Raw genomic sequence first — 24,845 nt, 5'->3', positions numbered from 1 at the left:
AATGAATGTCTGAACCACTTGGGTTCAGGGCCTTAATCCTGAGAGCACATGGTGTCCAGGCAAACCCCTTAACGTACAACCACCAGTCGGGCGTTCCTGCTAACCGCAGGTCTCGACTTACCATGAATTTTATTCTTCCCGTTTCCGATGCTTGAACCTGTCAAGCCCCTCTTCAGGGCCTCGTTTATATACTCTATAATGGCCTCCCTGATGAAGTCGCTCTTTGTTGAGTATCCAAGATCCCGGTAGGCTTTCTCAAGTATTTCATTAACGCCTACCGGCACCCTAAGGGTCAGCGTCCGCGTCCTCCTCGCGTCAAGCTCCATCACAAACATTAAGTATCACCACAATATATTACATTGAGGCTTCATATAAAGCACTCCGTTTAGCTCGGGACTCCGGCTGTGGAATATTAGTCATCGATGAGTGAATAATACCGAAGATTACCTCATTAACTATGCCGCCCGTATTATTATGAGTAACTGAGTATTACTCTATGCTTCCCCCCGCGACCAACGACGGAATCATGGCCTCTCAGACTTTCCTCGGCGAGGGGGACTCCTCAGGAGATTGAGCTCCCGTGAACTCTTTGAATGCTTGTCGTTATCTTCCTTGCCTCACCAACAAACCTTCCATCAAGGTAAAAAGCTTTAAAGACTTGCTTGCATGTTTTAGTGGTGCTAGATCGGTATGTTTAAAGAGGCTCTGGAAGTGGTTGAGAGCGCTTTGAAGACCTATGAGGAGATGAAGTCTAGGGAGGGGTCGGCGTTTAAGGGGGGAGCCAGCACTACGTTGGCCCTGACGAGCGAGTTGCTGGCTAAATTCAGAGAAGTGGTGTCTGCGGCAGCATCGGTAGAGGAGGTCGTGACTTCCCCCAGCCTTAAGACGGGCAAGGTCTGTGAGGGTTTAACGTACGTTAATGACGAGCATGCGGTGGCGTTAATACACAGATCTCCATTAGCCGCGGTCTCATACAGGAAGAGGAGCCGTAAGGTGGTTTTAAGCAGCAAATACACGTCTCTGTCTTTAGGCGTGGATGAGCTTGAGGTTAGATATAGGGACCGCGTGACAGTATTGAGGCTCGCCGTAAAGGACGACATAATAGGTAGCTCAAGCATGTTGAGGGCTCTAGCGTCAGAGGAGCTCAACCTAGTTAGATACACCTCCGCACTCGTTGAGTCCTGCAGGAGGAAGTTAGGTCTGAGGTAAGTTAAAGCCGAGGTCGTGACGTCGGAACAGTCGCTTGAGGTCTGCTAAGCTCTTCACGTCGTAGGACCCACTGCACGAGCGACAAACTCTGATCCCAGGTTCCAGCTCAAGCGAGCACTCCCTGCAGACTGGCCTGCCACACACCGCGCAAGAAGTGACTGCCAACCTATTCCCACATACCCTACACATGAGATCAACGCATACAACACACACGCCCTCCTCGTTGATGTGCACCTCACATACATTCCTACCGCATATAACGCACCTCCTCGTAGCCGGCCTCCTCTCACACACCTCACAGGAAGTCTCCATAGGGGGCACCCCGTACAGTTATGCAGTCTTACGACTGACAGTCACCTTGAAGAGGACCGCAATAGCCAGGATTAGAGGCACAGCCAGCAGCAATGCGGCCATGGCAGGCCCATCGCCCGATCCCGTGCGAGGCGTTGCTGCAGTAGCGTCTGAAGATGTTTCCAGGGCAGGAGTCTCTGTGAGTGTGGACGTCGTTATGCTCTCCACTGCCTGGGGCGTCCCCACAACCAGCTCCTCAAGTCTGGGGAGTAGGTTCCCACTATCTATAGCCTTGGCGAGCGCGTCCGGTACTCTACTAGCCTCATGCACTTCCACAAGCTCCACGTATCTGAACGCCGAGTATTCGTCCTCGATGGCCTTCAGCTCCTCAACACTCATGTTCGCATAAGTCGTCTCCCCCGTTATTAGGGTCGGGTATATGAGGCGTGCCCATGCAAGCAGATCTACGGAAACCCATCCGACGTTGGGTACGTAGGAAACTACGTACGCGTGAGGCCCTGCGTTAACGAACCTAGTCAGCGATCCGTAGAAGTCAGATAGATAGTCGAATGACTCGATGTAGACATACCCGTACTGAATCTTGGCCGGCACGCCGTAATACCAGAGCAGGTTAAGGAGGACCCTAGACATGTCGTCGCAGTCCCCCTTCCACTTCTCAAGAACCTCATCTAGACTTCTAGGGGTGGAGCTGGCTTCGTACCTTATGAGGTAACCTCCATACACGTAGTAGGCGGCCCAGACCGCTACATACGTCCTAGGTGCGTCCGCAATGCTGTAGTTAGGCGGCAACCTCTCACGTAACCACCCCTCAAACCGAGGTACCACGACTTCCACCACCCTGCTATTGGGTTGCATGACGTACTTAGAGGTTGCGTTTCCACGATATGTGTCCGGCGGCAGGTCGCTTACCTCATACCCCTCAAGAAGCATACAGATGAGCGCCTCCACAGGCACCTTGGTGATGTTCAGCGCGTAGAGGGCCTGAGCCACTATACCGAGTTCCCTGCAAGTATTACGTGTTAGGGATACGTTGAGAACTACGTAACCGGTAGCGCCTTCGGCAGTGAGTATCTTGAGGGGAGTCCTGTTGCCCGAGTGTTCGACAACCACGTCGCCACCCACCTTAGCGAGCTTAACAGCTTGAATGTAGTGCGGCTCACTATAGTTGATGGGAGTCTCGAAATAGCCCTCGGAAACAATCGAGGATTGAAGCACCCTAGCCACGTCAACGAAAACGAACTCTTCGTGAACACCCTCCCCATAGGAGTTGTCAGCGAACAACACATACGGCGTCGAGACCGCTAGCATCAACACCAGCGCTGACGCCACTCTACTAAGGACTGATACCACGACCACCACATACACTTCCCTTAAAACTTTTAAATCCCTTGAGAGCCTGACGTAGATCATGTAAGCACCTGACTACGAAGCCGGCTAATTGAGGCGGTTCCTTAGAGAGTCACACTTAAAATGAGGATGCGCGGTATTGAATATGGTGAGGTAATGAGGTTTGGCGGGCATTCCTCCTGGAGGTGAGGAGTCCTTAATAAACCCCTCGCATTACGACCCTGACAGACGCGTGATAAGGATAGCTGACAGAGAGGTGACCGTAGGGGCTTCGATACCCAGCCCTAGGGAGGGCGAGAAACTTCTTAGAATCACTCAGTCAATATGTCCCTACTGCTATGCGTTACTCCCGGCAGTGATAATTGAGAGGGAGGGCAAGCTCTACATAAGGAAGGAATGTCCTGAGCACGGAGAGATAGAGGAGTTGTATCAAGGCTCATCCGAATTCGCTAAACGGATAGAGAGGTTCTTTGTTGAGGGGAGGGGTCCCAGGCACGTGTACACGAACCTCACCGCACCGTGTCCCTACAGTTGCGGTCTATGCCCGATACACAAGAATCACACAGCACTAGCAAACCTAGTCTTGACAAACAGGTGTGATCTAGACTGTTGGTACTGCTTCTTTTTTGCCGAGAAATCCGGCTTTGTTTACGAGCCAACGATGGATCAAATTAAGTTCATGGTTCAGCAACTACTTAAGCAGGGGGTCACGCCAGCCATACAGCTGACTGGCGGTGAGCCCCTCCTGAGGGAGGACATAGTTGAGATAGTTAAGCTACTTAGGGAGATGGGCGTCAGGCACGTCCAGCTGAACACGAGCATAACTAAGATCGCTAAGCTGTACCTCCTCGACGGTGAGGAGGCGGCGGTTAAGTTTTCGAGAGCTCTCAGGGATGCGGGGGTGAACACCATATACATGAGCTTCGACGGCGTATCGCCTCAAGCGAATCCGAAGAATCATTGGGAAGTGCCGTTCGCGTTAGACACCTTCAGGAAGTCAGGGATGACCAGCGTTGTACTGGTGCCTACGGTGATTAGGGGGGTGAACACTCACGAGTTAGGGGACATAATAAAGTTTGCCATTCTGAACAAGGACATCGTAAGGTCGGTGAACTTCCAACCGGTATCCCTCACCGGAATGATTAAGAAAGCCGAGAGGGACGAGCTGAGGATCACTATATACGATGTAGCTAAGTTGGTTGAGGAGCAGACGAGGGGTCAAATAAGGGTCGGTGATTGGTTCCCTGTCCCAGCCTCCGTACCCATATCAACATTCGTGGAGGGATTCAGCGGCGAGTTCAAGTTCGAGATGGCCAACCATCCGGAGTGCGGCGTCGGCACCTACATATACGCGTCAAGGGAGGATGGTGAAGTGAACTACACACCGATAACTAGGATGATCGACGTCCACGGCTTCCTCGACTACCTACGGGAGAAGTCGCGGGAGATGACGGGTGGCGGAAGCAAGTATTTGATAGGCTCCAAACTCCTTCTCTCCGTCCTCTTTAAGTACATTAAATGGGATGAAGTCCCTTCAGAGATAAAGGGCGTCCTACGCAAGCTGCTCGGCGAGGTGCTCATAAAGCACACCTACGAATCGCTGGGCGAGTGGCACTATAAGTTCACGTTCATCGGCATGATGCACTTCATGGATCTCTACAACTACGACGTGGAAAGGGTTATGCGGTGCAACGTCCACTACCTGATGCCGGACGGGCGCGTGGTTCCTTTCTGTACGTTTAACGTCCTAAATGATGTCTACAGGGATTACGTTCAGAAGAGGTACATGTTTACTCTGGACGAGTGGGTCAAGCTAAGAGGGTCTAACAGCATAGGGGAGGCCGTCAAGTATAGGAGGAATCTTGACCTAATAAAGAGGATGACCTCACACCCACTCTACATGCAGACCTATAATGAGTTCATTCATAGATGGATCGACATGTATCCGTGGCTTAAGGAGTCAGCCCACAGTAAGTAACCCCAAACTCACCAAGTTTTGCATAACACCCTGACACGTTTAAGGCTGTGTGTTTACAACTCCCCCACGAATCTGCTGTAGAGCCCCTCAACCTCTGCACGCCACTTGCTCAGTCCGTCAGGAGTCTCCGGGTAATTCATGTAGAGTCGCTTCACCTCACTCATGTAGTGAGCTACCCTCCTAAGTTTGAGGAGTAATGATGGTCTAGATAGACCTGCCAACAACCTCATCGCCTTCTCAACCACGCTTAACTCAAGGTCCCCCTTAAGGGAGACCGTGTTTAGGTCTTCCTCCTTTATTATCTTCCTGCTCATGCCATACTCGAGGTCCTCGTCACTTAACTTCTGAAGGAACAGTCTAAACACGTCCAGAGCTGCTTGCTTAGCACCGTATCTCCTGTTAAAGCACATGTTAGCATTCCACAGATTCCCGGCGGAGGGATCCCCCAACTCTAGGGCGTGGGCTACTGCATTCGACACACACCAGGAGGCAAGGATGGCTGAACCCTTCCCCCCACCGTGTACGGGATTCACAGTATATGCCGCATCCCCTGTCATCGCTAAACCGTTCCATACCAACGTCTGTGCAGGCCTCCTAGTCGGCACAGCAGCGCCCCCCGCTTCTATCACCTTACTCTCCCTGTATTCGGGTCTGCTCAACACATACTTGTAGAGGAGGTCCTTAGGGTTGGGGTAGTTCATGCCGCCCTGAACGCCTAGACCCACGTTAACCACGTTGCCATCCCTGGAGTATGGGAAAACCCACCAGTATCCTCCAGGAGCTACCTTCTTACTCACATATATCCTCAGAATATCCGGCTCCTCGACATAGTCCTTCAACGCTCTGACCTCCCTGTAGGCTATGTTATAGTCCACGGGCACGATATCGTCGTGCACAGGCCAGTGGTTAGGGTCAAGCCTTCTGACTACAGCCCTAGCCATACCCGAAGCATCAACAACTACTTTAGAGCGTATCTCACGCCTGCCCTCAGCCCTGCTCCACGTGATGAGCCCCACTACATAACTGTCCTTGACTATCGGCTCAACCCCTTGAGTCTCACTCCGAAATTCCACACCACGGTCTATCGCCTCGCTTAACAGCGTTTTAGTGAACTTCACTCTGTCCACCTCGTAGCCTTCCCCCAGAACCCTGTACTTGACTAGCTCAGAGGGTGAGTACACATCGATACCTCTAACATGCCCCTCAAGCAGATCCCCACCCGGGGGTTCCATCCCAACTTCATCGAAATGATGCTTCCCTATAGCGTCGGCACAGGGCTTATCACCTATCCTCTCGTAAGGTCTAACATCAATGACTAAAGTCTTGAAGCCCTTACCTCCTAGGAAGTAGGCAAGCGAGGCGCCGGCAACACCAGCACCCACCACAACGATATCATACGAATCCATAGTCACATACCTAGAATAGTAGAGACCACGCCAATATATTGTTTACTACCGGTCCTCCCTGAAATACACCCTCTCTATACAGCCGTCCGCGTAGGGCCTAATGTGGCTATAATCCCTCTCAAAGAGTAACCTGGGATCCATCCGCTTGAGCACGTACCTACACACAGTCTCCGACACTAGCCTGCATGTGTACCTAGTGTCCATCCCTAAGAGTAGGGTGAGCTTCAATACTGGACAGGGATTCCTGGACACCGTGACGAGCTCCCTCTTATCAAGCTTAACTACCTCAACGTCCCCCCTCCTCAGACGGAGAAATCCATAGTAGAACAACTCCAGCACGTCCTCAGCAGAGCTCACTCTCCTAGGCTTTAAAGACCATAGAAAACCGTAAATGTAAAATATGGAAAGTGCTAAGAGCAAAGGCAATTTCCTCAGGGTATTGCTCACCCGTCTGCACATCGACTTCACCACCTATATTAAAGGACCTTAAGTCAATAACCTGTTTATCTTACCTCTTCACACAGTCCTTCTCGGAAATAGGCAGTCGGTATGAGTTCCCGCAGTCAGTGAAGAGTCTAGTAGACGAGCACTCTCCTAATGCGTGTTTCACCGGACTTGAGTTTGCCCGGAGTGTTGGTCAGGTAGGTTTTGAGGGCGTCTCTTATTACATCGGAACGGTTCCTACCACTTCTGAACGAGCAGGTGTTTAGGCATTCAATTAGCTCTTCAGGCAGTCTCACCGAGATCGTTTTCATGCAAGATCCATCCACGTAGATAGCCCCTCAGCTAATAGATAAGCTCTTAGGTACTTTCAGTACATACTGAGAGGTGGCCGAAAGTATCGCCACAATATGTGTGAGGTCACCGCGTGGCTTACCCCATTATAAGTTTATTTATGCTCTTGTTAATATCTCTTGGTGCGGGGGTGCCCGAGCCAGGTCAAAGGGGGCGGGCTCAAGTCCTCCGGCATCAGTCAGGGAGACCCGCTGGCGCAGGCCTGCGTGGGTTCGAATCCCACCCCCCGCACCATCGGTGTGGTGGGGTGATATGATATGATGGTTCGTGCGTTAACGTTGACCTACGCTCAAGTTGATAACGTGGGAGAAGTCTTGAATGATTTGGAGAAGGCCTCAAAGGCTCTGACGGGTGTTGGATACCCGCCATGGACCGTCAGAGTCACCCTCCCTGAAGGGGTCCCCAAGGAACTGACTCAATTACTGTGCAATAGTAAGTACCTGTTCTCGGCGTATCACAGAAGCATTAATGAAGTGCGGTACGAGGAGTTGCGGAACCTTATGACGTGCAGGAACGCCTTCGCAACGATCCTAATGTCTGAGTGGGAGGAAGCATCTGAAGCCTCTGAACTACTCATCAATCTGGTGAAGGATCTGGGATACGATGCGTCCACCAGGCTGGGGTTCTCAGTAGGTGACTACGTCGAGACACCCTACTACCCACTCTCAACTTCAAGGAGGTATGGTGCTTCAATAGCTTTAAGATACGTCGACACAGCGCTTCAGGTGTTGAAGAGTTCGAGCAATCTCGAGGAAGCGTCCGGAAAGTTAGGGGGGATCCTCAGAGAGTTAGAAACTATCTTAAACTCGACGTTCAAGAATCTGGAGATTCCCTATCTAGGGATAGACCTTTCACTCTCCCCATGGATGGAGGAGTCGGTAGTGCCTCTCATAGAACACGTGAGTGGGGCCGCATTTCCCAATGCCGGGAGCGCGTGGGGCGTTAAGGCTTTAAACAGTCTGCTTGGCAACATCGCTGAGATGCACGGTATAAGGACGCTTGGATTCAATGAAGTCATGCTCCCGGTCGGCGAAGACAACAACCTAATGAGGTTGGTTAGGGATGGTACATTAAGGCTCTCGCATCTGACATTCCTGACTGCCTACTGCCTGGTAGGCGTTGATATGGTCGCGTTGCCGGGAGACAAGAACTTGATTAAGCACGTGTTCGAGGATGTCTTGGCGGCTTACGAAGTCAAGAGGAAAACGGTAGGAGTTAGAGTCATCCCAGTGTTTAATGGGAGGGAGGTGACGATATCCAGATTCGGTACAATACCGGTGATTTCAACGTAGTGTGGGAAGTAATCGGTCTCCTCCCTGGAGACTTCCTGGCACTCGCTAAACGACTACGCTCGGGGGCGCTTGCTTAATAAAGACATCCCTTTATTTCTACGGGTGAGGCTGGGAGTGTTTCGGCCAGGCTTTCCTCAAACTGCAGACCGCGTAGGCTTACCCGTTAGTGGCTACGGCCGCGACATTGAAGGACGCCACACACTAGGCTTACAAGCAAGTGCGGGCGTCATTGGAGTCGTGTATAACGTCGACGACCCTGCGGGGAAGGGGGTTGCAGACCATTTGAGAAGGGTGTTCAGGTGTAGGGAGACCCGCAGGTCAGGTAGCATCGCATCATGGGTTATTGAGGAGGTTGACGCTGTCTTAGTGGGTTTCAGGGAGGATGTCATATATTTCGACTTTCTGGACGATGTCTTGCCTGAGGCGAATTCCTACGTAGTTCTCTCACTCCATAGGGCAAGCTCGGGCATCAAGTCCTTGACAGTTCACCACACAGGTAACCCCACGGCAGCCGCTGAAGCGGGCGGTAGACCTAGGGAGCTCTCGATAGCTAATCCATCCCTGACATACTCAATTCTAAGTAACCTCAGCAGACTGGCTTCAGAGGGTCTCCCAGGGTTTGAGGTTGTCTATGAGGTAACTCACCACGGCCCCACGAACCTCGAAAAACCGCTGACTTTTGTTGAGATAGGTTCTTCAGAGAGTGAGTGGCGCCTGAAGAGAGCTCATGCGGTGGTGGGTGATGCAGTTGCTGACGCTTTAATAAACGTTAAACTGCCGCCTAACTGCACGCCGACCGTAGGCTTCGGAGGACCGCACTACGCAGAGGGATTCACCAAGAGGGCGCTTAGCCTCGGCGAGTGCTACGGTCACATAATATCTAGGTACGCGATTAAAGAGCTCTCAACCAGCGAGGGTGAGTTGAGGGAGGTCTCTAGGCTGGCTGTGTTGAGGAGTAACCCGCCAGCGGTTAAGGCGGTGATAGCTAAGATGGGAGCTATCCCACGGAGCTCAATCCTTGATGTGTTGAAATCTCTTGGCATACAGCACGAGATCACAGGCTAGCATGCCAGCCCACCACCTAGACACTCATTCTCCGGACGCTCCACTTTAACCACGTCCATCCCCCCAACACTTCAGGGTAAGGCCTTCAGATGCAATCCTTTTAACAAGTAAAACTAATTCTTAGAGGGCCTTAGATGGAGCGTGTAGTGATTAAGCTGACGGGTAAGGTCTTCAGCGTCGAGAACGTTAAGACGCTCGCAGAGCTGGCGGACGTGATTCTGAAGTATAGAGGGAGCGGGGTTAAGATCGCGGTGGTTGTGGGTGGCGGCGAAACTGCCAGGAAGTACATAAGCATGGCCTCTGAGGCGGGGGTCTCGCTTGGATGGCAGGACATCCTAGGGATAGGTGCGTCGAGACTTAACGCTATGCTGCTCTCAGCCATGTTGGGTGACCACGCCTACTACCCAGTGCCGACTAGGATAGAGGACTTCATACACGCGTGGAACTTGGATAAAATCGCCGTGGGGGGAGGATTGCAACCAGGTCAGTCCACGAACGCTGTAGCTGCATCCCTCGCTGAACTCTTGAACGTAGAGCTGCTGATAAACGCCACCACAGTAGATGGCGTCTACGACAAAGACCCCAAGATAGAGCCTAACGCCAGCGTCCTGAGGGAGCTGACGATACGTGATTTAAGGAAGGTGTTGACGCAGTCCTACGTGCCTGGAAGATATGAATTGCTAGATCCTGTAGCCCTCTCCATAATCGAGAGAGCCCGGCTTCAGGTAGTCTTCATAAACGCGTTTAAACCATACATGCTCAAATCAGTGCTTTCTGGAGAGAGAGTCTATGGATCTTGGGTCAGGCCTGAGTAGGGGGTCGGGAAATCGGTATAAGGTCGTTATGAGCGTCTTCGAGAAGTACCATATAGGATGTGTGTTACCCTCAAACTGCGTTGACGAAGTGCTTGAGAGATTGCCTGAAGAAGTGTCTAGCCTGCTTGGAGGGCTGAAGATTCTTAAGGAAATATACATCAGCTTGGGATGCGAGCCTATTAGCGGGGTCGTGCTTCGCGGCAGGACGCCTGCCGGGGAGCGAGGGACTTACGTTGAGGCATATAGGGGTTTCCTACCCCCGTTGCCGTCCTTCACTCCGGCTCAGTGCGTCATTGACGAGGATGGCGTCACACTGGGATGTAGGTATCTCCTGCAGAAGGAATATCTGACCAGCCTCTGCGAGGAACGTGAGTTGCTTGAGCAACTCATGCCTGAAGACCTTAACGAACTGCTGAGGAAGTTGACCAAGGCTGTAGACTCGAACGGTCTATGGCTTTACGTAGTTGATTGCGATGGGACGGTGGTCACTTCTAAAGTCGCTGAGGAGACTGACCTGTAAACTTAAATGGGCCGAAGTCCCTGAGTTCTTGGATGAGGAAAGCTAGGTGCTACTGAAATCCGATGCGGAGAGAACCCCCGGCTGATAAACTCCCTCGTTTTCAACGTAGGAGGGATGGCTGACTACCTTCCCTCCCGTAACTTATGAAGTGCGTTAGTACCACGTTCAGATTGCGTCCCTAACTATAACCGCTTATTATCGAAGAAGCCTGTCCATCCCGGGCATTCACACACTTTGGCGTACTGTTTGAGCACGCATAAATAAATCGGCATTGAGCAAGCAATCCCATTCCAGGCCTGAGCTGTCTTGAGGCCTGAAAACAGTATTTAAGTGTCTTTAAATATAAGACTTGGACTGGACATGTCCGAGAAGGTAGTTAAGAAGGTGAGCGTGGTTGGCAAGGGCTCGCTATCTGTAATCATACCTAAAAAGTGGGCGGAGTCAATTGGGATAAAGCCCGGCGACGATGTCAACCTAGTGTTCGATGGGAGTAGAATTACGATGTTACCGCGTACCCAGAGAGAAAGCGATGAGGGCATGAACATACTTGTCGAAGTTGAGAGTCAAGACCTGGCCTTGAGAAAGCTTGTGTCAGCATACTTGGAGGGCGTCACTAAGGTCAAGGTCAAGTCAAGCTATGTAGATGTTATAGAGTTAGCCGAGAAGCTCAAGAGCAACGTGACTATGTTCATATTAAAAGCCGACCCGAGCTCGGACGTCCATGAATTCGTCTTCAACGACGTTAAGGCGGAGTTGGACTCCATCGCCAAACTCATGGAGTCAACAATATACGAGGTCTTAGAGGCTCTAGAGGAGGGCGCCCTCGAGAGGGCATCACTAGCATATAAAGAGGTCATGCGGATGTACCTCTATTTCCTCAGAAACCTGAAATTGCATCTGGCGGAGGAGTCTATAGAACCTTATGAAGCGATAGATTTGGTTCTAGCTGTGGAGTACGTTAAGGAGTTGCTTGACGTCCTGATGAGCATGAACCCTCAAGAGGCTCGTAGCGATAAATGCGTAGGTAATCTCTTAGAACTGACTGAAGCGTCCACACGCGCTCTGTTCAGTCAGGACATAGACTCCGCTGTGAATACAGCCGGCAACGTGCTCAAAGCCCTCGCCACGATAAACGCGGCTCAAGGGTTATGCGATAGGTGTAGGCATCTGCTGACGAAGATCTCAGAGATTGTTTTAGGGCGATGCATCAGGAACAAGGCCTGCAGGTGCAAACACTTCTATCCGAGGGTCTGATCCCCAGCCCTGAAGAGGGCTTTCGGCTGCGAGTATGCGATGTCAGCGTATTCCACATAAGATAATTATACTTACTTATACTTAAGTAAGGTAACTTATACTTTTCTTAATATGGTAGACGACGCTAGGAATGAGGGTGTGCCTGACGAGCCCGCAGAAACGGGAGTTAACTCGCACTTTGGGCGCTGCTACCTTAGGTGCGCCGCGTGCGGATCAGTACAGTATGGTTGATGAGATCGTCAGTAGGTACGGATATGATAGGGGTAGGTTGGTGGGCATGCTTCAAGAGATTCAGAAGAGGTTTCTCTATCTGCCCAGAGAAGCTCTTGAGAGGCTCTCGGCTAGATTAGGCATCCCCCTCTCGGAGGTTCTTAACGTCGCAACATTCTATCATCAATTCAGGCTGGAACCCGTTGGTAAGTACGTTGTTTACGTGTGCTTCGGCACCGCCTGCTATCTGAGGGGGTCCTCAGAAGTCTACGAGGCCATGAGGAAGGCTGTCGGGCTCGACGGCGGCAGGACTACCACCAGCGACGGGGCCGTAACGGTGGCCGTGTCTGTAGAGAAGGCCAGGTGTTTCGGTTGCTGTAGCTTAGCGCCTGTGGTCATGGTCATGTCTTCCGACGGTAGTGAGAGATACGTCCACGGCAGGCTGACCCCTTCGGAAGGTAGGAAGGTGGTTCTTAGTTATAGGTCTAAGGCGCTGGAGAGGATGAAGGGGCACGAGAATGCATGATTTCAAGCGGTTGAGGGAGATCATCTACGGCTCCAGAGGATTCAGAATCAGAGTTCCTATATCCAGCTGCACGCTAGCCGCAGGTGCTGAGAATGTCTACAACGCCGTGGTTGAGGCTCTGAAGACCCTGGGAGTCGACGCTGAGATCCATAGAGTCGGGTGTATGGGCGCCTGTTACCTTGACCCATGGATAGAATTGGCAAAGGAGGGGTTGCCACCAGCTATCTATGCGAACGTCAAGGCAGAGGCCGTTGAGGATTTAATAAGCAGATACGTTGACGGCGACCTCGGCGGTGCTCTAGCCATTAGATTCAGGGTTGATGGATTCGTCAATGTCCCTACGTTAGACTCCCTGCCCGCATGGAGACATCAGGTCAGGTTTGTTTCCAGGAATTGCGGTCTGGTGGATCCGGAATCCATAGACGACTACATCGCCACAGGAGGCTATTCGGGACTGAAGAAGGCGCTTAGCTTAAGCAGGGAAGGGGTCATCGACGCTATAAGGGTCTCAGGACTAAGGGGCCGCGGCGGCGCTGGATTCCCGACCTGGCAGAAGTGGAAGATCGCTTACGACCAGAAGAGCGACGTGAAGTACGTCATATGTAACGGGGATGAGGGGGATCCTGGCGCATTCATGAATAGACTCTTAGCTGAGTCGGATCCGCATAGGGTTCTAGAGGGCCTCATAATAGCCGGCTACGCCGTAGGTGCCTCCAAAGGATATATATTCGTTAGGGCTGAGAAGCCGCTGATGGCAGACAGGCTCGAAAGCGCGGTGCAGCAGGCCAGAGAACGGAGTTTCCTAGGCGAGAACATCCTTGGAAGCGGCTTCAGATTCGACGTCGAGGTATATAGAAGCGCTGGAGCCTTCGTGTGCGGCGAGGAGACGGCGCTCATATCCGCGATAGAGGGTAGGTCTAGGCCTAGGCAGAGACCACCCTACCCAGCGACCAGCGGGCTGTGGGGGAAACCAACCGTGATAAACAACGTTGAGACACTTGCTCACGTCGCCACCATATTCCAGGTTGGGGTGGAGGAGTTCACTGCCTACGGGACTGAGAGGTCCAAGGGAACCAAGATGTTCTGCGTGACGGGTTCCGTCAAGAGGACGGGTGTGTACGAGATACCTATAGGCACGAAGATAAGGACGCTTATCTACGACCTAGCGGGGGGGCCTCCTGAAGGAAGGAAGGTCAAGGCCGTGCAGATAGGGGGTCCCAGCGGCGGATGCATACCTGCAGACTTGGTTGATCTTGAGTTAGATTATGAGAGCCTCCAGGCTTACGGAGCTATAATGGGCTCCGGAGGGCTTGTAGTTATTGACGACTCCAACTGCATGGTTGATGTCGCTAAGTTCTTCACGAACTTCACCCTGGCTGAGTCGTGTGGTAAGTGCTTGCCTTGCAGAGTCGGGATGAAGGTACTCAGCAACATGCTCGAGAGAATCACATCTGGTGAGGGGGTCCTAGAGGATTTAGAGACCATACAGGAACTTGGGGAAGCAACGTCCAGAAGTAGCTTATGCGCGTTAGGCGGGACGGCACCGAACCCAGTCATATCAACCCTCAGGTACTTTAAGGACGAATACTTGGAGCACATTACCAACAAGAAATGCCCTGCCAAGGTCTGCAGTAAATTAGTGTCCTACTCTATAGACGTTGCGTCGTGCAGAGGGTGTGGCCAATGCGCGAGAAACTGCCCCACGAAAGCCATCTCAGGAATGCCTGGGAAGGCCTACAGGATAGATCCTGGGCTTTGTATTAAGTGCGGGCAATGCTTGGTTGCGTGTCCCTTCGGGGCTGTGAGGAAGGTGTAGTGAGATGGTTAAGGTTTATGTAAGCGGTGTTGAGGTGGAAGTGCTGCCGAACTCCCCGATCATCGACGCTGTGGAGAAAGCGGGGTTTAGAGTCCCGACGCTGTGCTATCTTCAGGGGTTATTCAACGAAGCCACGTGCAGGATCTGCGTGGTGAAGGTCAACGGCAGGGTGGTGCCGGCGTGCAGGTTCCCGGTCGCTGAAGGCTCTAAGGTTATTGTTGAGGACGATGAACTCAGGAGGATCAGGAGAGTTAACTTCGAGCTACTCTTGTCGACGCACAGGATCGAATGCTGGAGTTGTGTCAGGAAGGGCAGGTGTGAGTTGCTAGGTCTAGCTAAGGATATGGGTGTAGAGGGCATACCGGTGTGCGCTGAATGCCCACTACATGGGCCAAACTGCCTCCTGAGTAAGGGGATCCTATGTCTTGGAGCTTTAACTGTGGCTGGATGCAACGCTGAGTGCGTTAGGAAAGGCTCCCCATGCATCGGATGCAGGGGTTACGTTGAGAGCGAGGGTGTCTGGAGGGACGCCATTGAGGGTCATTATAAGAAGCATGGCTTTAACACGGGAGAGCTGTCGTCGATGACTAGATTCTTCTGGAACTACCTACCCCGCAACCTACGCAGGTTTCTTGAGGTCGAGCCGAGATGAGCGTCTCGAAAGTTACATCAGAAGTGGATAGGGTTGCCGGTGAGTCGGAGTTAGTGGTGTCTATAGGGGACGGGAGCGTGAGGGTGGAATACAGCAGCGTGGCTAGCCCCAGATCCTTTGAAACCCTGGTTAAGGGACGCAAGTATGAGGAAGTACCCTACGTTGTCTCCAGGATATGCGGCATATGCAGTCACGCACACTTCTGGGCTTCAAACCTAGCGGTTGAATCAGCCCTGAATATAAGTGTGGACGACGTTACCGCCGCGCTAAGGGATGCCTGTAACAAGGTTCAAGTGGTTCAGAACCACCTGATACATCTAGCCTTCCTCGCATTGCCCGACTACGATACCGGGGACCTGGCGAAGAGCTACCTAGCCAGGCTGATGAGGTTCAACAACGCACTTAACAATGTTCTTCAACTACTCGGCGGGAGGCTGACCAACCCCAACGTCTACCTACCCGGGGGCTTCACGACTGGCGTGAGGAGCGGTCACGTAGGGAGGGCATTAGCGTTACTTAAGGACTTGACAGTCGAGCTGGAGGGGTTTGTCGAAGCGATCTTGAGTGTCGAAATCCCGGATCTTAAGGATCCGTCCCCAGAGTACGTAGCCCTATGTGGCTCACCCTTTAAAACAGTGCCTGAGGGGGGACCGTACTCCCTGGATACCAGCAGGGACTCACTCACAGTGTATGAGAACTACCGCGACATATTCAGGGAACAGAGTCACGGCGGCTCGACCAGTAAGAAGTGCTTGCTGGGTGACAAGGCCTTCTACGTCGGAGCTAGGGCTAGGCTACTTAACCTTGTCAGACACGATAGCAGCGCCGTGGAGGAAGACCTGAGGCGTCAACTACGTAGGTACGAGGATGTCCTGACCGTTAACCCATTCTCCAACATATATGCTAAAGCGTTGGAGTCCATAATTATTCTGAAGAACGTGGTGGACGTTCTCGATGAGCACTTAGGTAGGGAGCCCAAACCAGTGTCCATTAGGGGGACTCCTAAAGGAGGGCACGGTGTCGGCATCGTAGAGGCGCCGAGAGGACTCTTAATACATCATTACGAGATAGATCAAAACCTAAGGGTAGTCAGCGCCGACATAATAACTCCCACCGTCATGTTCTCGAGACACATAGAGGTAGCTGCCGAGGCTCTGGTCGGGGAACTCATCAGCAGGGGTGGCATGGCTGACAAGTCAATCAGGGGTGTGGTCGAGGCGTTAGTTAGGGCTTACGACCCATGCATACCCTGCGCGGTACATGTTATCAGGAGGTGAAGCTTGGTTGAGCGTTAAGTTAGCGGTGGTGCCCCTCTCAAGTTGCGACGGTTGTCAGTACAACCTCGTGGACGAGTCCTTCCTAAGCTTCCTGGAGAGGAACAGGGTCGAGATCGCCCACTGGCCACTAGTCGGAGTGAGAGGAGATGTTCAATCATTCGATGTGGCCCTAATCGAGGGTTCAGTAATATCGGACAGGGATTTAGAGCTGTTGGCGGAGGCCAGAAGGAAATCGAAGATACTCGTGGCTGTGGGCGCGTGCGCGCTACTTGGCGGGGTTCAAGCCGGCGTGAGTGAGGTTGACAGGCATCCAAGACTCCGACTCAGCACGTCCAAGCCTGTAGGACATTACGTTAAAATCGATTACTATGTACGCGGCTGTCCGGTCTCCGCTAACGAGGTCGTCAGCCTCCTAGAGGGGTTGCTTGGTGGGAGGTTAACTAGGGTTGGAGGGGGGAGATTCAACTACGTCGAGAGGACTGCGTTCAGGATTGAGGATCCTCTGCTTAAGGTAGACAGCTCTAAATGCGTGGTTTGCGGTAGGTGTGTGGAGGCATGCTCTAGAGCCGGCGCTAAGGTCCTCAATTACGTGAACAGAGGTATACACTCAATCATATCCACACCTTATCAGGAGCCGTTCGAGAAGGTTGGTTGCATCTACTGCGGGCTGTGCGTTGCCTACTGCCCCGTAGGTGCTATAAACTTCAAACTAGATTTAGAGAATTTCTTAACCGGAATTACGGAAGGCGTTGTAACGACCGCGTACATAGAGCCTGAAGCGCTTGCAGCGCTCGCGGAATCCGAGTGCCTGGAGCCTGAGCAAGTTATCTCGGCCATGAAGATCCTCGGACTCTCGAGAGTCGTCATATACTCGAGCCTGCATGAATCAGGTATGTCCGGCAAAGCCAAAATACTGCCCAGATCTCCGGCTGAGAAGGTCCTGCTTAGTAAGCTACTTCCAAATGCGGACATGGATTTAACACCTCCTAAACTCCCTCCGGATGTCGTGTACGTGACTCAGTGCCTATCCTGGAAGAGGACTTCTCTAAACGTCATTACTGCCAGAGAGCTACAGGCACTCATGGGAGGCTTAGATCATGGAGTTCTAGATCGGGAGGAACCTGACGGAGTTTCACTTCACCATAGCGTGATGCGTAAGGTCGTAGGGTTGGAGGAACTGAAGAAGCTAACCCTAAGTGATCAGGAGGTGAGTGACAAGGTAGTCTTTGAGGTCTGCCCTGGGGGATGTCTTCTTGGTGGTGGGCAACCAATAAGTTTGAGCACTAAGATGGATGAGATCCTTAGGAGAAGGCTTGAAATATTCAATAAAATCATACGGAAGTATAGAGGTTAGCTGTCTCACAGCGAAAGCCCCTCATCGGCAAACCATCTGAAACGGTCTAAGCTTCTTCACCTCAAGGTGCTAAAGTTATTAAGTTACAATCATATTACTTTCGGTGGAATCCTTGAGTTCGCTCAACACGAGAGTGATTGAGGAGGTGTTCAAGCTTGTCTGGCCCAAACCTCTTAAGCTATTTACTGCAGGGCCTGTAGCGTGTTTCCCAGAAGTTCTTGAGGTCATGAAGCTTCAGATGTTTAGCCACAGGTCTAAGGAGTATAGGGCGCTTCACAAAGACACGGTCGAGAGGCTCGCAAAGTTTGTGGAGGCTGGGGAAAGTGTTGTGTTGCTCTTCCCCAGCAGTGGAACGGGAATCATGGAAGCCAGCGTGAGGAACTTCGTAACCGCTGAGGGCAGCGTGTTAACCACCATCATAGGGGAGTTCGGCTCTAGATATAGAGAGGCTGTCGAAAGTAACGGCAGGAGGGCTGTCGTTCTGGAGAAGAATGCCGGCGAACCCGTCCTACCCGAAGAGTTGGACGAGGCTTTAAGGAGACACCCCGAGGTCGAGGCTGTGACGATAACCTACAACGAGACCAGCACCGGCGTCCTAAACCCGTTAAGGGAGTTGGCTAAGGTTGTTAAGGATCACGGGAAGCTGGTCTTCGTCGACGCGGTGTCCGCCATGGGTGCCGCGGACATCAAATTCGATGAATGGGGCCTGGACGTTGCTTTTACGAGTAGCCAGAAGGCCTTCGGCGTGCCGCCCGGCCTGGCGGTCGGTATTTTCAGTAAGGAAGCCCTGAAGAGAGCGGAGTCCATCTCCAACAGGGGCTGGTACTTCGACGTCCTTAAGTACCTGCAGTACCAGGAGAAGGAGTGGTCAACCCCCTCAACACCTCCGATACCTCAAATAATAGGACTCAACGTCATGCTTCGAATAGTCGACGAGATCGGAGGGAAACACGCTTGGCTCTCACTGTATTCCGAGAGAGCCAACGCCATCAGGGAGGGCGTCCGCAAGCTAGGGCTTGAGCTCTTCGCTCGGAGGGGCTTCGAGTCGCCCACAATAACGTCAGTCAAAGCCCCTGAAGGGGTGGATGGGTACGAGGTCTACAGCAGAGTTCGTGAGAAAGGCTACGAGATAGCTGCGGGCTACGGGAAGTTCAAGAAGACCTCATTCAGGATAGGGCATATGGGATACATGCCGATGGAGTATATTGAGGAGTTGCTGAGGGTCATTAAGGAGGTACTGGCCGAGCTTGGCTGGGTGAGTAAGTTATGAAAGCACTCCTCACCGCTCCAATCCATAAGGAAGCAGTCAGAATGCTCGAGGACTCGGGGTTCCAGATACTATACAGGGAGTACCCCTCCGAGAGTGAGTTGGTTAAGCTGGTGGAGGACGTCGACGTCCTGTTCGTGAGGAGTAAGCCTCTAGTTACTGCAGAAGTAATCAACAGTGCGAAGAAACTCAAGATAATCGCTAGGGCAGGGGTAGGGTTAGACAACATAGACGTAAGGACGGCCGAGGCAAGAGGGATTAAAGTAATTAACACTCCTGAAGCCCCAACGAGAAGCGTGGCAGAGCTTGTTTTCGGTTTAACGCTCGCGCTGGCCAGGAGGATATCATACTCCGACAGAAAGATGAGGGAAGGCAAATGGGTTAAGAAGGAGGCAGAGGGCTTCGAGCTCAAGGGGAAGACACTCGGTGTAGTGGGGCTGGGAAGGATAGGTAGGGAGGTGGCATTGATAGCAACTAAGGGTTTTGGAATGAGGGTTATCTACTATGACCCCTATAGACTGGACCCTCAGGCAGAGCAGGAGTTGGGTGTTACATACACTGATCTGGACACGTTGTTGAGGGAGTCGGATGTTGTTACGCTTCACGTCCCCCTCACTCCTCAGACTAGGTATTTGATTGGTGAGGGGAGGCTTAGGCTTATGAAGAGGAGTGCCGTGCTCATCAACACATCCAGGGGAGGAGTCATAGACACCCAAGCACTAATCAAAGCACTAAACGAAGGATGGATAGCAGGAGCAGGACTAGACGTATACGAAGAAGAACCACTACCACCAAACCACCCACTAACAAAGCTTGAGAACGTAGTTCTAACCCCCCACATAGGGGCCTCTACCGATGAGGCTCAGGAGAGGGCGGGCATCGAGGCTGTTAGGAAGGTTCTAGAGTTACTTAAGACGATGAAGCAGTGATGTAGCGGCTGACCGGTAAAGGTGGTTGCTTATTGTCATCAGAAGAGAAAGTGAGGGTGAGGATACCTAAGTACGATATCCCGGTTCTTCGAGTTAAGTACTTGTTACTGGATGTCGACCTACTCCTACCTCATGAGGAGATAGTCACTGAGAGGTTAAACGATATAGCGAGGAAGATAGAGGAGCTTAGAGCGCTGGACATGCCCATAGTGGTGGCTCCGATACCGGGTAGCACCAAGTACTTGATAGTTGACGGGCATCATAGGTGGGCGGCACTCAAGAAGCTAGGCTGCAGGAAGATCCCATCCGTCGTCATAGACTACTTCGACCCGAGAGTCAGGGTTTACACGTGGTACCCAGCATTCTCAGGAAGCAGCGAGCCGCTCATTAGTGAGCTACGAAGGTCCGGCCTAACCATAAGTGACTGCGACTTGAAGATATACTCATTAAGTGATGAGGACCTTATCGGGAAAGCCTTCGTCATCCTCAGCAAACTTGAGGAGTGCATGTACGTTGAGGGCGATGTGGAGGCTCAAAGGAGGGTTCTAAGGGTGCTTGACGTCCTGGCTGTGAAGAACTTAATAAAGCTAGTGTGGTATGGTCTAGTATCCGATGCCGCAGAAGACCTCGCTAAAGGCGAGATAGATTACATCTTACTCAGAAAACCCTACACTAAGGCGGAAGTTATAAGCTACGTGAGAGAGGGTAACGTCTATCCGCCTAAAACGACGAGACACGTGTTGCCTTTCATACCCGCTAAAGACTATGTCAAACTCGAATTAATGTGCGTCTAGCGACTTCCCTCTCCAAACTCTCTATGAACCTCAGCCTCTTAGCGGGGTCCGGGTGCGTTGAAAACACCTCTGCTGGAGATAAGCTCCGCTGCGATTTAATCCACTCAACAATCTCATCTATGTTGTACGTCCTTAAGGAGCCTAGCCCAACCTCTGGATCCGAGATTAGCAGAGCCTTAAGCTTAGTGGCGTCCTTGACTGCAGCCGGACTGAATCTCTTTATACTCCCTGAAGCCACTAAGATCCTAGCCAGAGCCCTCTGCAACCTCCTCCCGCCCTCAGGGACCGTGAGCACTGCGTTGGTGTCCGCATAGTGCTCTCTAAGCCTACTTATGTATAAGACAGCGAGATTCGTCAGAAACGATACGGCCACGAGGGCCATTCCTGCAAGCACTGCCAGGATAGGTGCTGAGCCTCTGTCCCTACTGCGCCCTGACGTGAAGAAGCCTGAGTAAAGAAGCAGTCTTCCAAGCCAGTAGATCAGGGCCGGCAATATGCTTATGATCATCATTATCTCAACGTCCCTATGCTTAATGTGACCCACTTCATGCGCTATGACCGCCTCAACTTCATCGCGAGGTAGGTTCTCTATCAAGCCGCGCGTCACGGCAACTTTATGGCCGCTTAAGACGTTGCCGTACGCGAAGGCGTTAGGTACCCCTATCTCGGAGATCATCGCCTTCGGCACGCTCCTAAGGCCTGACGCCTTAGCAACCCTCTCAACGACTTCGGAGACCCATGCCTCGCCCGCGGAGCTGACTGGCTTGACTTTATAGAGTGACTCGATGATCCAGGGACTCACCAACCACTGGATGAAGTGAATACCGACTACGAACCCGAGGGATAGCATCAGCACGGACGACGCGCTCACGTCGTAGTCGTACGTGAGCAACGATAAGACGACGGTCAGGATCAGCGTCGAGATACCTATGACCAGCGCTATGGAGCCGATCATAGAGACCCTTAACTTAGTTAAGGATATCATTTCACCCACCCACTACATTAGTCCCTAACAAGTTTTTAAGCAATCTTCAGTCCGGGTACACTCTGATCTCCTTGCCGTTGACGTTGATGAAGACCTCCAAATACTTCTCGAAACCGCTTGTAAGTATCTTGGGTTTCAACACAGCCTCTATCTGGAAAAGTCCTGCCGAGTCAGTCATGTACACATCTATTCTGGCAGTCGCTTGAGATCCCCTACTCAACTCGACCTTCTTCACGCTTGTCGCCGAGACTGAGTGCATGTCCAGCTTACCCATCCTGTAGGGTATCCTAGCCCTCCCCTCAGCCATGTCAGTCCCGTCGGCCACTTTAACTATGCCGGCCTCGACCGTAAGCGCTCTAGTACTAGTTTCAGTGGTGTAGATCGCGTGCATAATCTCATGCCTCAACATACATCTAGAGCTCAGGCTTAATCCGCCCGCTACCTCACGTAGCATCCTATCAATTATATCCTTAGCCAACAACGCCCCAACGTACTCATGCCCCGACCTGTGTACTGAGTTCCCTATATCGTGAAGATACGCAGCCGTAAGAACCACTAGCTTAGCCTCCTCCACAGTCTTTACGGTGCCGTATGTAAGCGTCGAAGGCTTCAAACCAACATCAAGCAATATCTTAAGGAGTTCCAGTGCAGAGCCCGACACTATCCTCGAATGCACTACCCCGTGGTCGTTGTACTTCAGGCGGCTGACAGCCATAATGTTGGACATCTTTATCATGGTTTGAACTTCCTCATCCTGCTCAAGGAACTCGTACGCCCTCCGCAACAACTCGGAAGACCCGACATGCTCAAGCACCAACGTAGGCCCTACCGTCACCACTTCCAACACCCAATACAATTAGCCATCATGGTGATATATTTCTGCTTCACGCCCACTAGCGTCATCGATGTAAAATCAGAAACTCCTGAAGGTCTATGGGATTAACGATAGTTGCAGAGTGCCAGCATTAAAATGCGCGCGTGACGGTAACAACGCTTGCAAGTCTTTAATCCCACAGCATTTTACGGGTCGGTTTAAACCATCCTAACAGGTGGTTTGAGTCCTTGAGCAGTTAACCGACGTGGCTGAATGAAAGGTGTTGCGCTCGTGGGGGGAGTCCTCGGAAGTGAGAGGCCCTAGGGGGTTAGTGTGGGGGCTTTCTCAGCGTTCAGCAACGTGTATGCCGTTGCTACTATGAATGTGAGCAACCACAGGGATGTGTAGTAGTTGCTTAGGAGCAGGTTAGCTACGACCATAAAAGTTAGGTATGCGGAAAACAACACCATCCCAGACGGCCCCCCTATGTTGTACTCCCTGCTTCCTTTAGGGGTGACTACATACACGATCTTGTTGTTGAGCAGGGCTTTAAGGGAGTGATGCAGTATGTACGGTGAGATGGACGTTGAGAAGGCGGCTATGGAGCCCATGCTCCTCAGTATCCTTATTCTAGGCAGGCTCAGCTCCCTGATCGATTTATAGATGCTTAAGCCGTAGGCGAATAGCGTCAGTCCGAAGATTACCAGCGGGTATGGATTCAAGTTCATTATGTCGTCTCGAAGAATCAGTGAGAGCGCCGGTATCAGCAAGAGGGAGAGGGCTAACCCGGCCAAGGGCAGGTACTGAAGGAAGAAGACCAGGCCCTCAACGGCCTTCAGCAAGTCCTTCACTGCAACCCTCCGTAGTGTATGCCTGACATAACCCTTCCTCAGCGTTTCTATGGCGCCGTAGGACCACCTACACTGCTGCACTATGAATGCCTTGAGACTTGAGGGGACCGAGACCCTCACTACGGCTTTCTCCGTGAAGCCTATAGTGTAGCCCATGCTGTGGAGTTTAGCCCCCATGTACATGTCATCCTGAATGACGTCGGGCTCCCACAAACCAGCCTTCAACAACGCGTCCTTCCTGTAGATGGTGCCTGTCCCGAGAGGGAATATCATCAGCCCTGCGTTGAACCTCCCCCTATACAGTGTGTCCACGACGTACTTCATGCTGAGCAGTAGAGCCAGACCCAACTTAGTGTTTCTGTAAGTGTAGCCGGCCCACCTGCCAACACACGCATCGTAACCCGACTCAACACATGAAATGAGCTCCGGTATCGTCGTCCTCTCAAGCCTCGAGTCAGCGTCTAGGAAGAGCAGTAAGTCGTAGGCGGAGTTGAGGACTCCATAATTTAATGCCCCAGCCCTGCCCTTAGGTCCTTCAGTCCTAACTATGAAGCGGAAGTCCTTGAGCCCCAGCCTCAAGGCGAGGTCCTCACACCTCCTCTTAACGCCTGCTACGCTGTCGGGCGGGTCGTCGCTTATTATAATGATCTCGTAGTCCAGACTCGATTCCTTAAGGCCCTCGCCAAGGTTCTCCACTAGTTCCACGATTATGTGTTCAGGCTCGTTCTTGACGGGAATCACTATGCTGACGCCATGTCCAGAGCCCCCGACATGTGTTGCAGGCGCCGGGTCCGCAGCGCGGGGGCTCCGGCCCGTGAAGAAAATGATGCTATGGATGAACATAATCACAACTCCGGGAGCTATGAGCAACACGTAGATCAAGGCTCTAAGCGCCTCGACCAGTATGACGTTGTCCATCGCACTCCACACTAAACTAAATTAAGGGCTCTCGCTTATTAATGTAAAGTAATGCAAAGTGCGGCCGGCCTGATGATTGAGGCAAGCTTTACCTTTAGGGCTGGGGAATGAGGTCCATAGGTATGTAGCGGGTTCTACGTTAAATTTAAATTAGTCTAATGCTTTAATAGGACTTAGACAAAAATAGGGTGTGGTGGTCTTGATCCATGTAGATGAGGTTGTTGAGTGGTTAAGGAGATACAGCGGCTCCTTCGTGAACGCCAGAAAGCTCTCAAGGAAGTTCAACGTGAACAGTAAGGTCGCTGCCCACTTACTGAAACAACTTAACGACAGAGGTTACATAAACCTCTACAGGAGGAGGAGAGGCAGATTCAACATCTACAAGATCAACAGGAACAGACTCAACAACGAAACGTTGAGTCCCGGCATCACCGTTGGGGCCGTCAAGTCAGAGTAGTT

The 24,845-nt window shown here is 52.0% G+C and carries 25 protein-coding genes and 1 tRNA gene; 17 read left to right on the top strand and 9 right to left on the bottom strand.

The features are described 5' to 3' along the window. Positions 1-68 precede the first annotated feature (68 nt). On the bottom strand, positions 69-335 hold the full coding sequence (locus tag QW772_05435; GenBank protein ID MEM0038350.1) for a ribbon-helix-helix domain-containing protein: 267 nt from the start codon (positions 333-335) through the stop codon (positions 69-71). Positions 336-690: 355 nt separating this feature from the next. Between QW772_05435 and QW772_05430 the strand changes: the two genes are divergently transcribed. After that, positions 691-1,209, top strand: a complete 519-nt coding sequence (locus QW772_05430; protein MEM0038349.1) for a hypothetical protein — start codon at positions 691-693, stop codon at positions 1,207-1,209. On the opposite strand, the gene QW772_05425 is transcribed toward QW772_05430, so the two are convergent. Both QW772_05425 and QW772_05420 read right to left on the bottom strand, forming a co-directional pair. After that, positions 1,195-1,521, bottom strand: coding sequence for a hypothetical protein (locus tag QW772_05425; GenBank protein ID MEM0038348.1), 327 nt, complete (start codon positions 1,519-1,521; stop codon positions 1,195-1,197). The two genes, QW772_05430 and QW772_05425, sit on opposite strands and share 15 nt — an antisense overlap. An 18-nt stretch (positions 1,522-1,539) precedes the next feature. Then, positions 1,540-2,931 carry a transglutaminase-like domain-containing protein gene (locus QW772_05420; GenBank protein MEM0038347.1) on the bottom strand — a complete coding sequence of 464 codons (1,392 nt, stop codon included), beginning with the start codon at positions 2,929-2,931 and terminating at the stop codon, positions 1,540-1,542. Positions 2,932-3,031: 100 nt separating this feature from the next. On the opposite strand from QW772_05420, the gene QW772_05415 reads away from it, so the two are divergent. After that, positions 3,032-4,846 carry a radical SAM protein gene (locus QW772_05415; GenBank protein ID MEM0038346.1) on the top strand — a complete coding sequence of 605 codons (1,815 nt, stop codon included), beginning with the start codon at positions 3,032-3,034 and terminating at the stop codon, positions 4,844-4,846. Between the two features lie 53 nt (positions 4,847-4,899). On the opposite strand, the gene QW772_05410 is transcribed toward QW772_05415, so the two are convergent. The 3 genes from QW772_05410 to QW772_05400 all read right to left on the bottom strand — a co-directional run bounded on the left by QW772_05410 (position 4,900) and on the right by QW772_05400 (position 7,022). Continuing rightward, positions 4,900-6,252 carry a digeranylgeranylglycerophospholipid reductase gene (locus QW772_05410; protein MEM0038345.1) on the bottom strand — a complete coding sequence of 451 codons (1,353 nt, stop codon included), beginning with the start codon at positions 6,250-6,252 and terminating at the stop codon, positions 4,900-4,902. 45 nt (positions 6,253-6,297) lie between these two features. After that, entirely contained in the window at positions 6,298-6,711 is a 414-nt protein-coding gene (locus QW772_05405; protein MEM0038344.1) for a hypothetical protein, read from the bottom strand. A gap of 116 nt (positions 6,712-6,827) precedes the next feature. Next, positions 6,828-7,022 (bottom strand): ribbon-helix-helix domain-containing protein, encoded by a 195-nt coding sequence (locus QW772_05400; protein MEM0038343.1) that lies wholly within the window; start codon positions 7,020-7,022, stop codon positions 6,828-6,830. Positions 7,023-7,171: 149 nt separating this feature from the next. On the opposite strand from QW772_05400, the gene QW772_05395 reads away from it, so the two are divergent. The 14 genes from QW772_05395 to QW772_05330 all read left to right on the top strand — a co-directional run bounded on the left by QW772_05395 (position 7,172) and on the right by QW772_05330 (position 20,818). After that, positions 7,172-7,281 (top strand) — tRNA-Leu (locus tag QW772_05395). A 23-nt stretch (positions 7,282-7,304) separates the two neighbouring features. Continuing rightward, the gene (locus QW772_05390; protein MEM0038342.1) at positions 7,305-8,339 is read left to right on the top strand and encodes a DUF711 family protein; all 1,035 of its coding nucleotides are present in this window, start codon (positions 7,305-7,307) and stop codon (positions 8,337-8,339) included. A gap of 102 nt (positions 8,340-8,441) precedes the next feature. After that, positions 8,442-9,404 (top strand): D-aminoacyl-tRNA deacylase, encoded by a 963-nt coding sequence (locus tag QW772_05385; GenBank protein ID MEM0038341.1) that lies wholly within the window; start codon positions 8,442-8,444, stop codon positions 9,402-9,404. A gap of 134 nt (positions 9,405-9,538) precedes the next feature. Next, on the top strand, positions 9,539-10,219 hold the full coding sequence (gene pyrH, locus QW772_05380; GenBank protein ID MEM0038340.1) for a UMP kinase: 681 nt from the start codon (positions 9,539-9,541) through the stop codon (positions 10,217-10,219). Next, positions 10,194-10,739: a hypothetical protein gene (locus tag QW772_05375; GenBank protein MEM0038339.1), complete on the top strand. Its 546-nt coding sequence runs from the start codon at positions 10,194-10,196 to the stop codon at positions 10,737-10,739. Before pyrH ends, QW772_05375 begins: the two co-directional genes overlap by 26 nt. 360 nt (positions 10,740-11,099) lie before the next feature. Continuing rightward, entirely contained in the window at positions 11,100-11,993 is an 894-nt protein-coding gene (locus QW772_05370; GenBank protein ID MEM0038338.1) for an AbrB/MazE/SpoVT family DNA-binding domain-containing protein, read from the top strand. A gap of 223 nt (positions 11,994-12,216) precedes the next feature. Continuing rightward, positions 12,217-12,729, top strand: a complete 513-nt coding sequence (locus QW772_05365; protein ID MEM0038337.1) for an NAD(P)H-dependent oxidoreductase subunit E — start codon at positions 12,217-12,219, stop codon at positions 12,727-12,729. Continuing rightward, positions 12,722-14,545 (top strand): NADH-ubiquinone oxidoreductase-F iron-sulfur binding region domain-containing protein, encoded by a 1,824-nt coding sequence (locus QW772_05360; protein ID MEM0038336.1) that lies wholly within the window; start codon positions 12,722-12,724, stop codon positions 14,543-14,545. The genes QW772_05365 and QW772_05360 overlap by 8 nt, the downstream gene beginning before the upstream one ends. 4 nt (positions 14,546-14,549) lie before the next feature. Further along, entirely contained in the window at positions 14,550-15,197 is a 648-nt protein-coding gene (locus tag QW772_05355) for a 2Fe-2S iron-sulfur cluster-binding protein (protein ID MEM0038335.1), read from the top strand. After that, a complete protein-coding gene (locus tag QW772_05350; GenBank protein MEM0038334.1) occupies positions 15,194-16,474 on the top strand; it encodes a nickel-dependent hydrogenase large subunit in 1,281 nt (426 codons plus the stop codon). Before QW772_05355 ends, QW772_05350 begins: the two co-directional genes overlap by 4 nt. 7 nt (positions 16,475-16,481) lie before the next feature. Then, on the top strand, positions 16,482-17,828 hold the full coding sequence (locus QW772_05345; GenBank protein ID MEM0038333.1) for a 4Fe-4S binding protein: 1,347 nt from the start codon (positions 16,482-16,484) through the stop codon (positions 17,826-17,828). A 103-nt stretch (positions 17,829-17,931) separates the two neighbouring features. After that, positions 17,932-19,098 (top strand): alanine--glyoxylate aminotransferase family protein, encoded by a 1,167-nt coding sequence (locus QW772_05340; GenBank protein ID MEM0038332.1) that lies wholly within the window; start codon positions 17,932-17,934, stop codon positions 19,096-19,098. Beyond that, on the top strand, positions 19,095-20,024 hold the full coding sequence (locus tag QW772_05335) for a D-2-hydroxyacid dehydrogenase (protein ID MEM0038331.1): 930 nt from the start codon (positions 19,095-19,097) through the stop codon (positions 20,022-20,024). Before QW772_05340 ends, QW772_05335 begins: the two co-directional genes overlap by 4 nt. A 32-nt stretch (positions 20,025-20,056) precedes the next feature. Further along, the gene (locus QW772_05330) at positions 20,057-20,818 is read left to right on the top strand and encodes a DUF5603 domain-containing protein (protein MEM0038330.1); all 762 of its coding nucleotides are present in this window, start codon (positions 20,057-20,059) and stop codon (positions 20,816-20,818) included. On the opposite strand, the gene htpX is transcribed toward QW772_05330, so the two are convergent. The 3 genes from htpX to QW772_05315 form a co-directional block, all read right to left on the bottom strand. After that, positions 20,793-21,803, bottom strand: a complete 1,011-nt coding sequence (htpX, locus tag QW772_05325) for a zinc metalloprotease HtpX (protein MEM0038329.1) — start codon at positions 21,801-21,803, stop codon at positions 20,793-20,795. The two genes, QW772_05330 and htpX, sit on opposite strands and share 26 nt — an antisense overlap. A 46-nt stretch (positions 21,804-21,849) precedes the next feature. Next, a complete protein-coding gene (locus QW772_05320; protein ID MEM0038328.1) occupies positions 21,850-22,641 on the bottom strand; it encodes an HD domain-containing protein in 792 nt (263 codons plus the stop codon). A gap of 296 nt (positions 22,642-22,937) precedes the next feature. Further along, positions 22,938-24,386, bottom strand: coding sequence for a glycosyltransferase family 2 protein (locus QW772_05315; protein MEM0038327.1), 1,449 nt, complete (start codon positions 24,384-24,386; stop codon positions 22,938-22,940). A gap of 190 nt (positions 24,387-24,576) precedes the next feature. Between QW772_05315 and QW772_05310 the strand changes: the two genes are divergently transcribed. Continuing rightward, positions 24,577-24,843: a hypothetical protein gene (locus QW772_05310; protein ID MEM0038326.1), complete on the top strand. Its 267-nt coding sequence runs from the start codon at positions 24,577-24,579 to the stop codon at positions 24,841-24,843. Positions 24,844-24,845: the final 2 nt, after the last annotated feature.

Origin of the sequence: Zestosphaera sp., from assembly GCA_038727705.1 — an archaeon.
Lineage (GTDB): Archaea > Thermoproteota > Thermoprotei_A > Sulfolobales > NBVN01 > Zestomicrobium.
The sequence above is the reverse complement of the archived record's forward strand: the minus strand, read 5'-3'. Positions and strand labels throughout refer to the sequence as shown.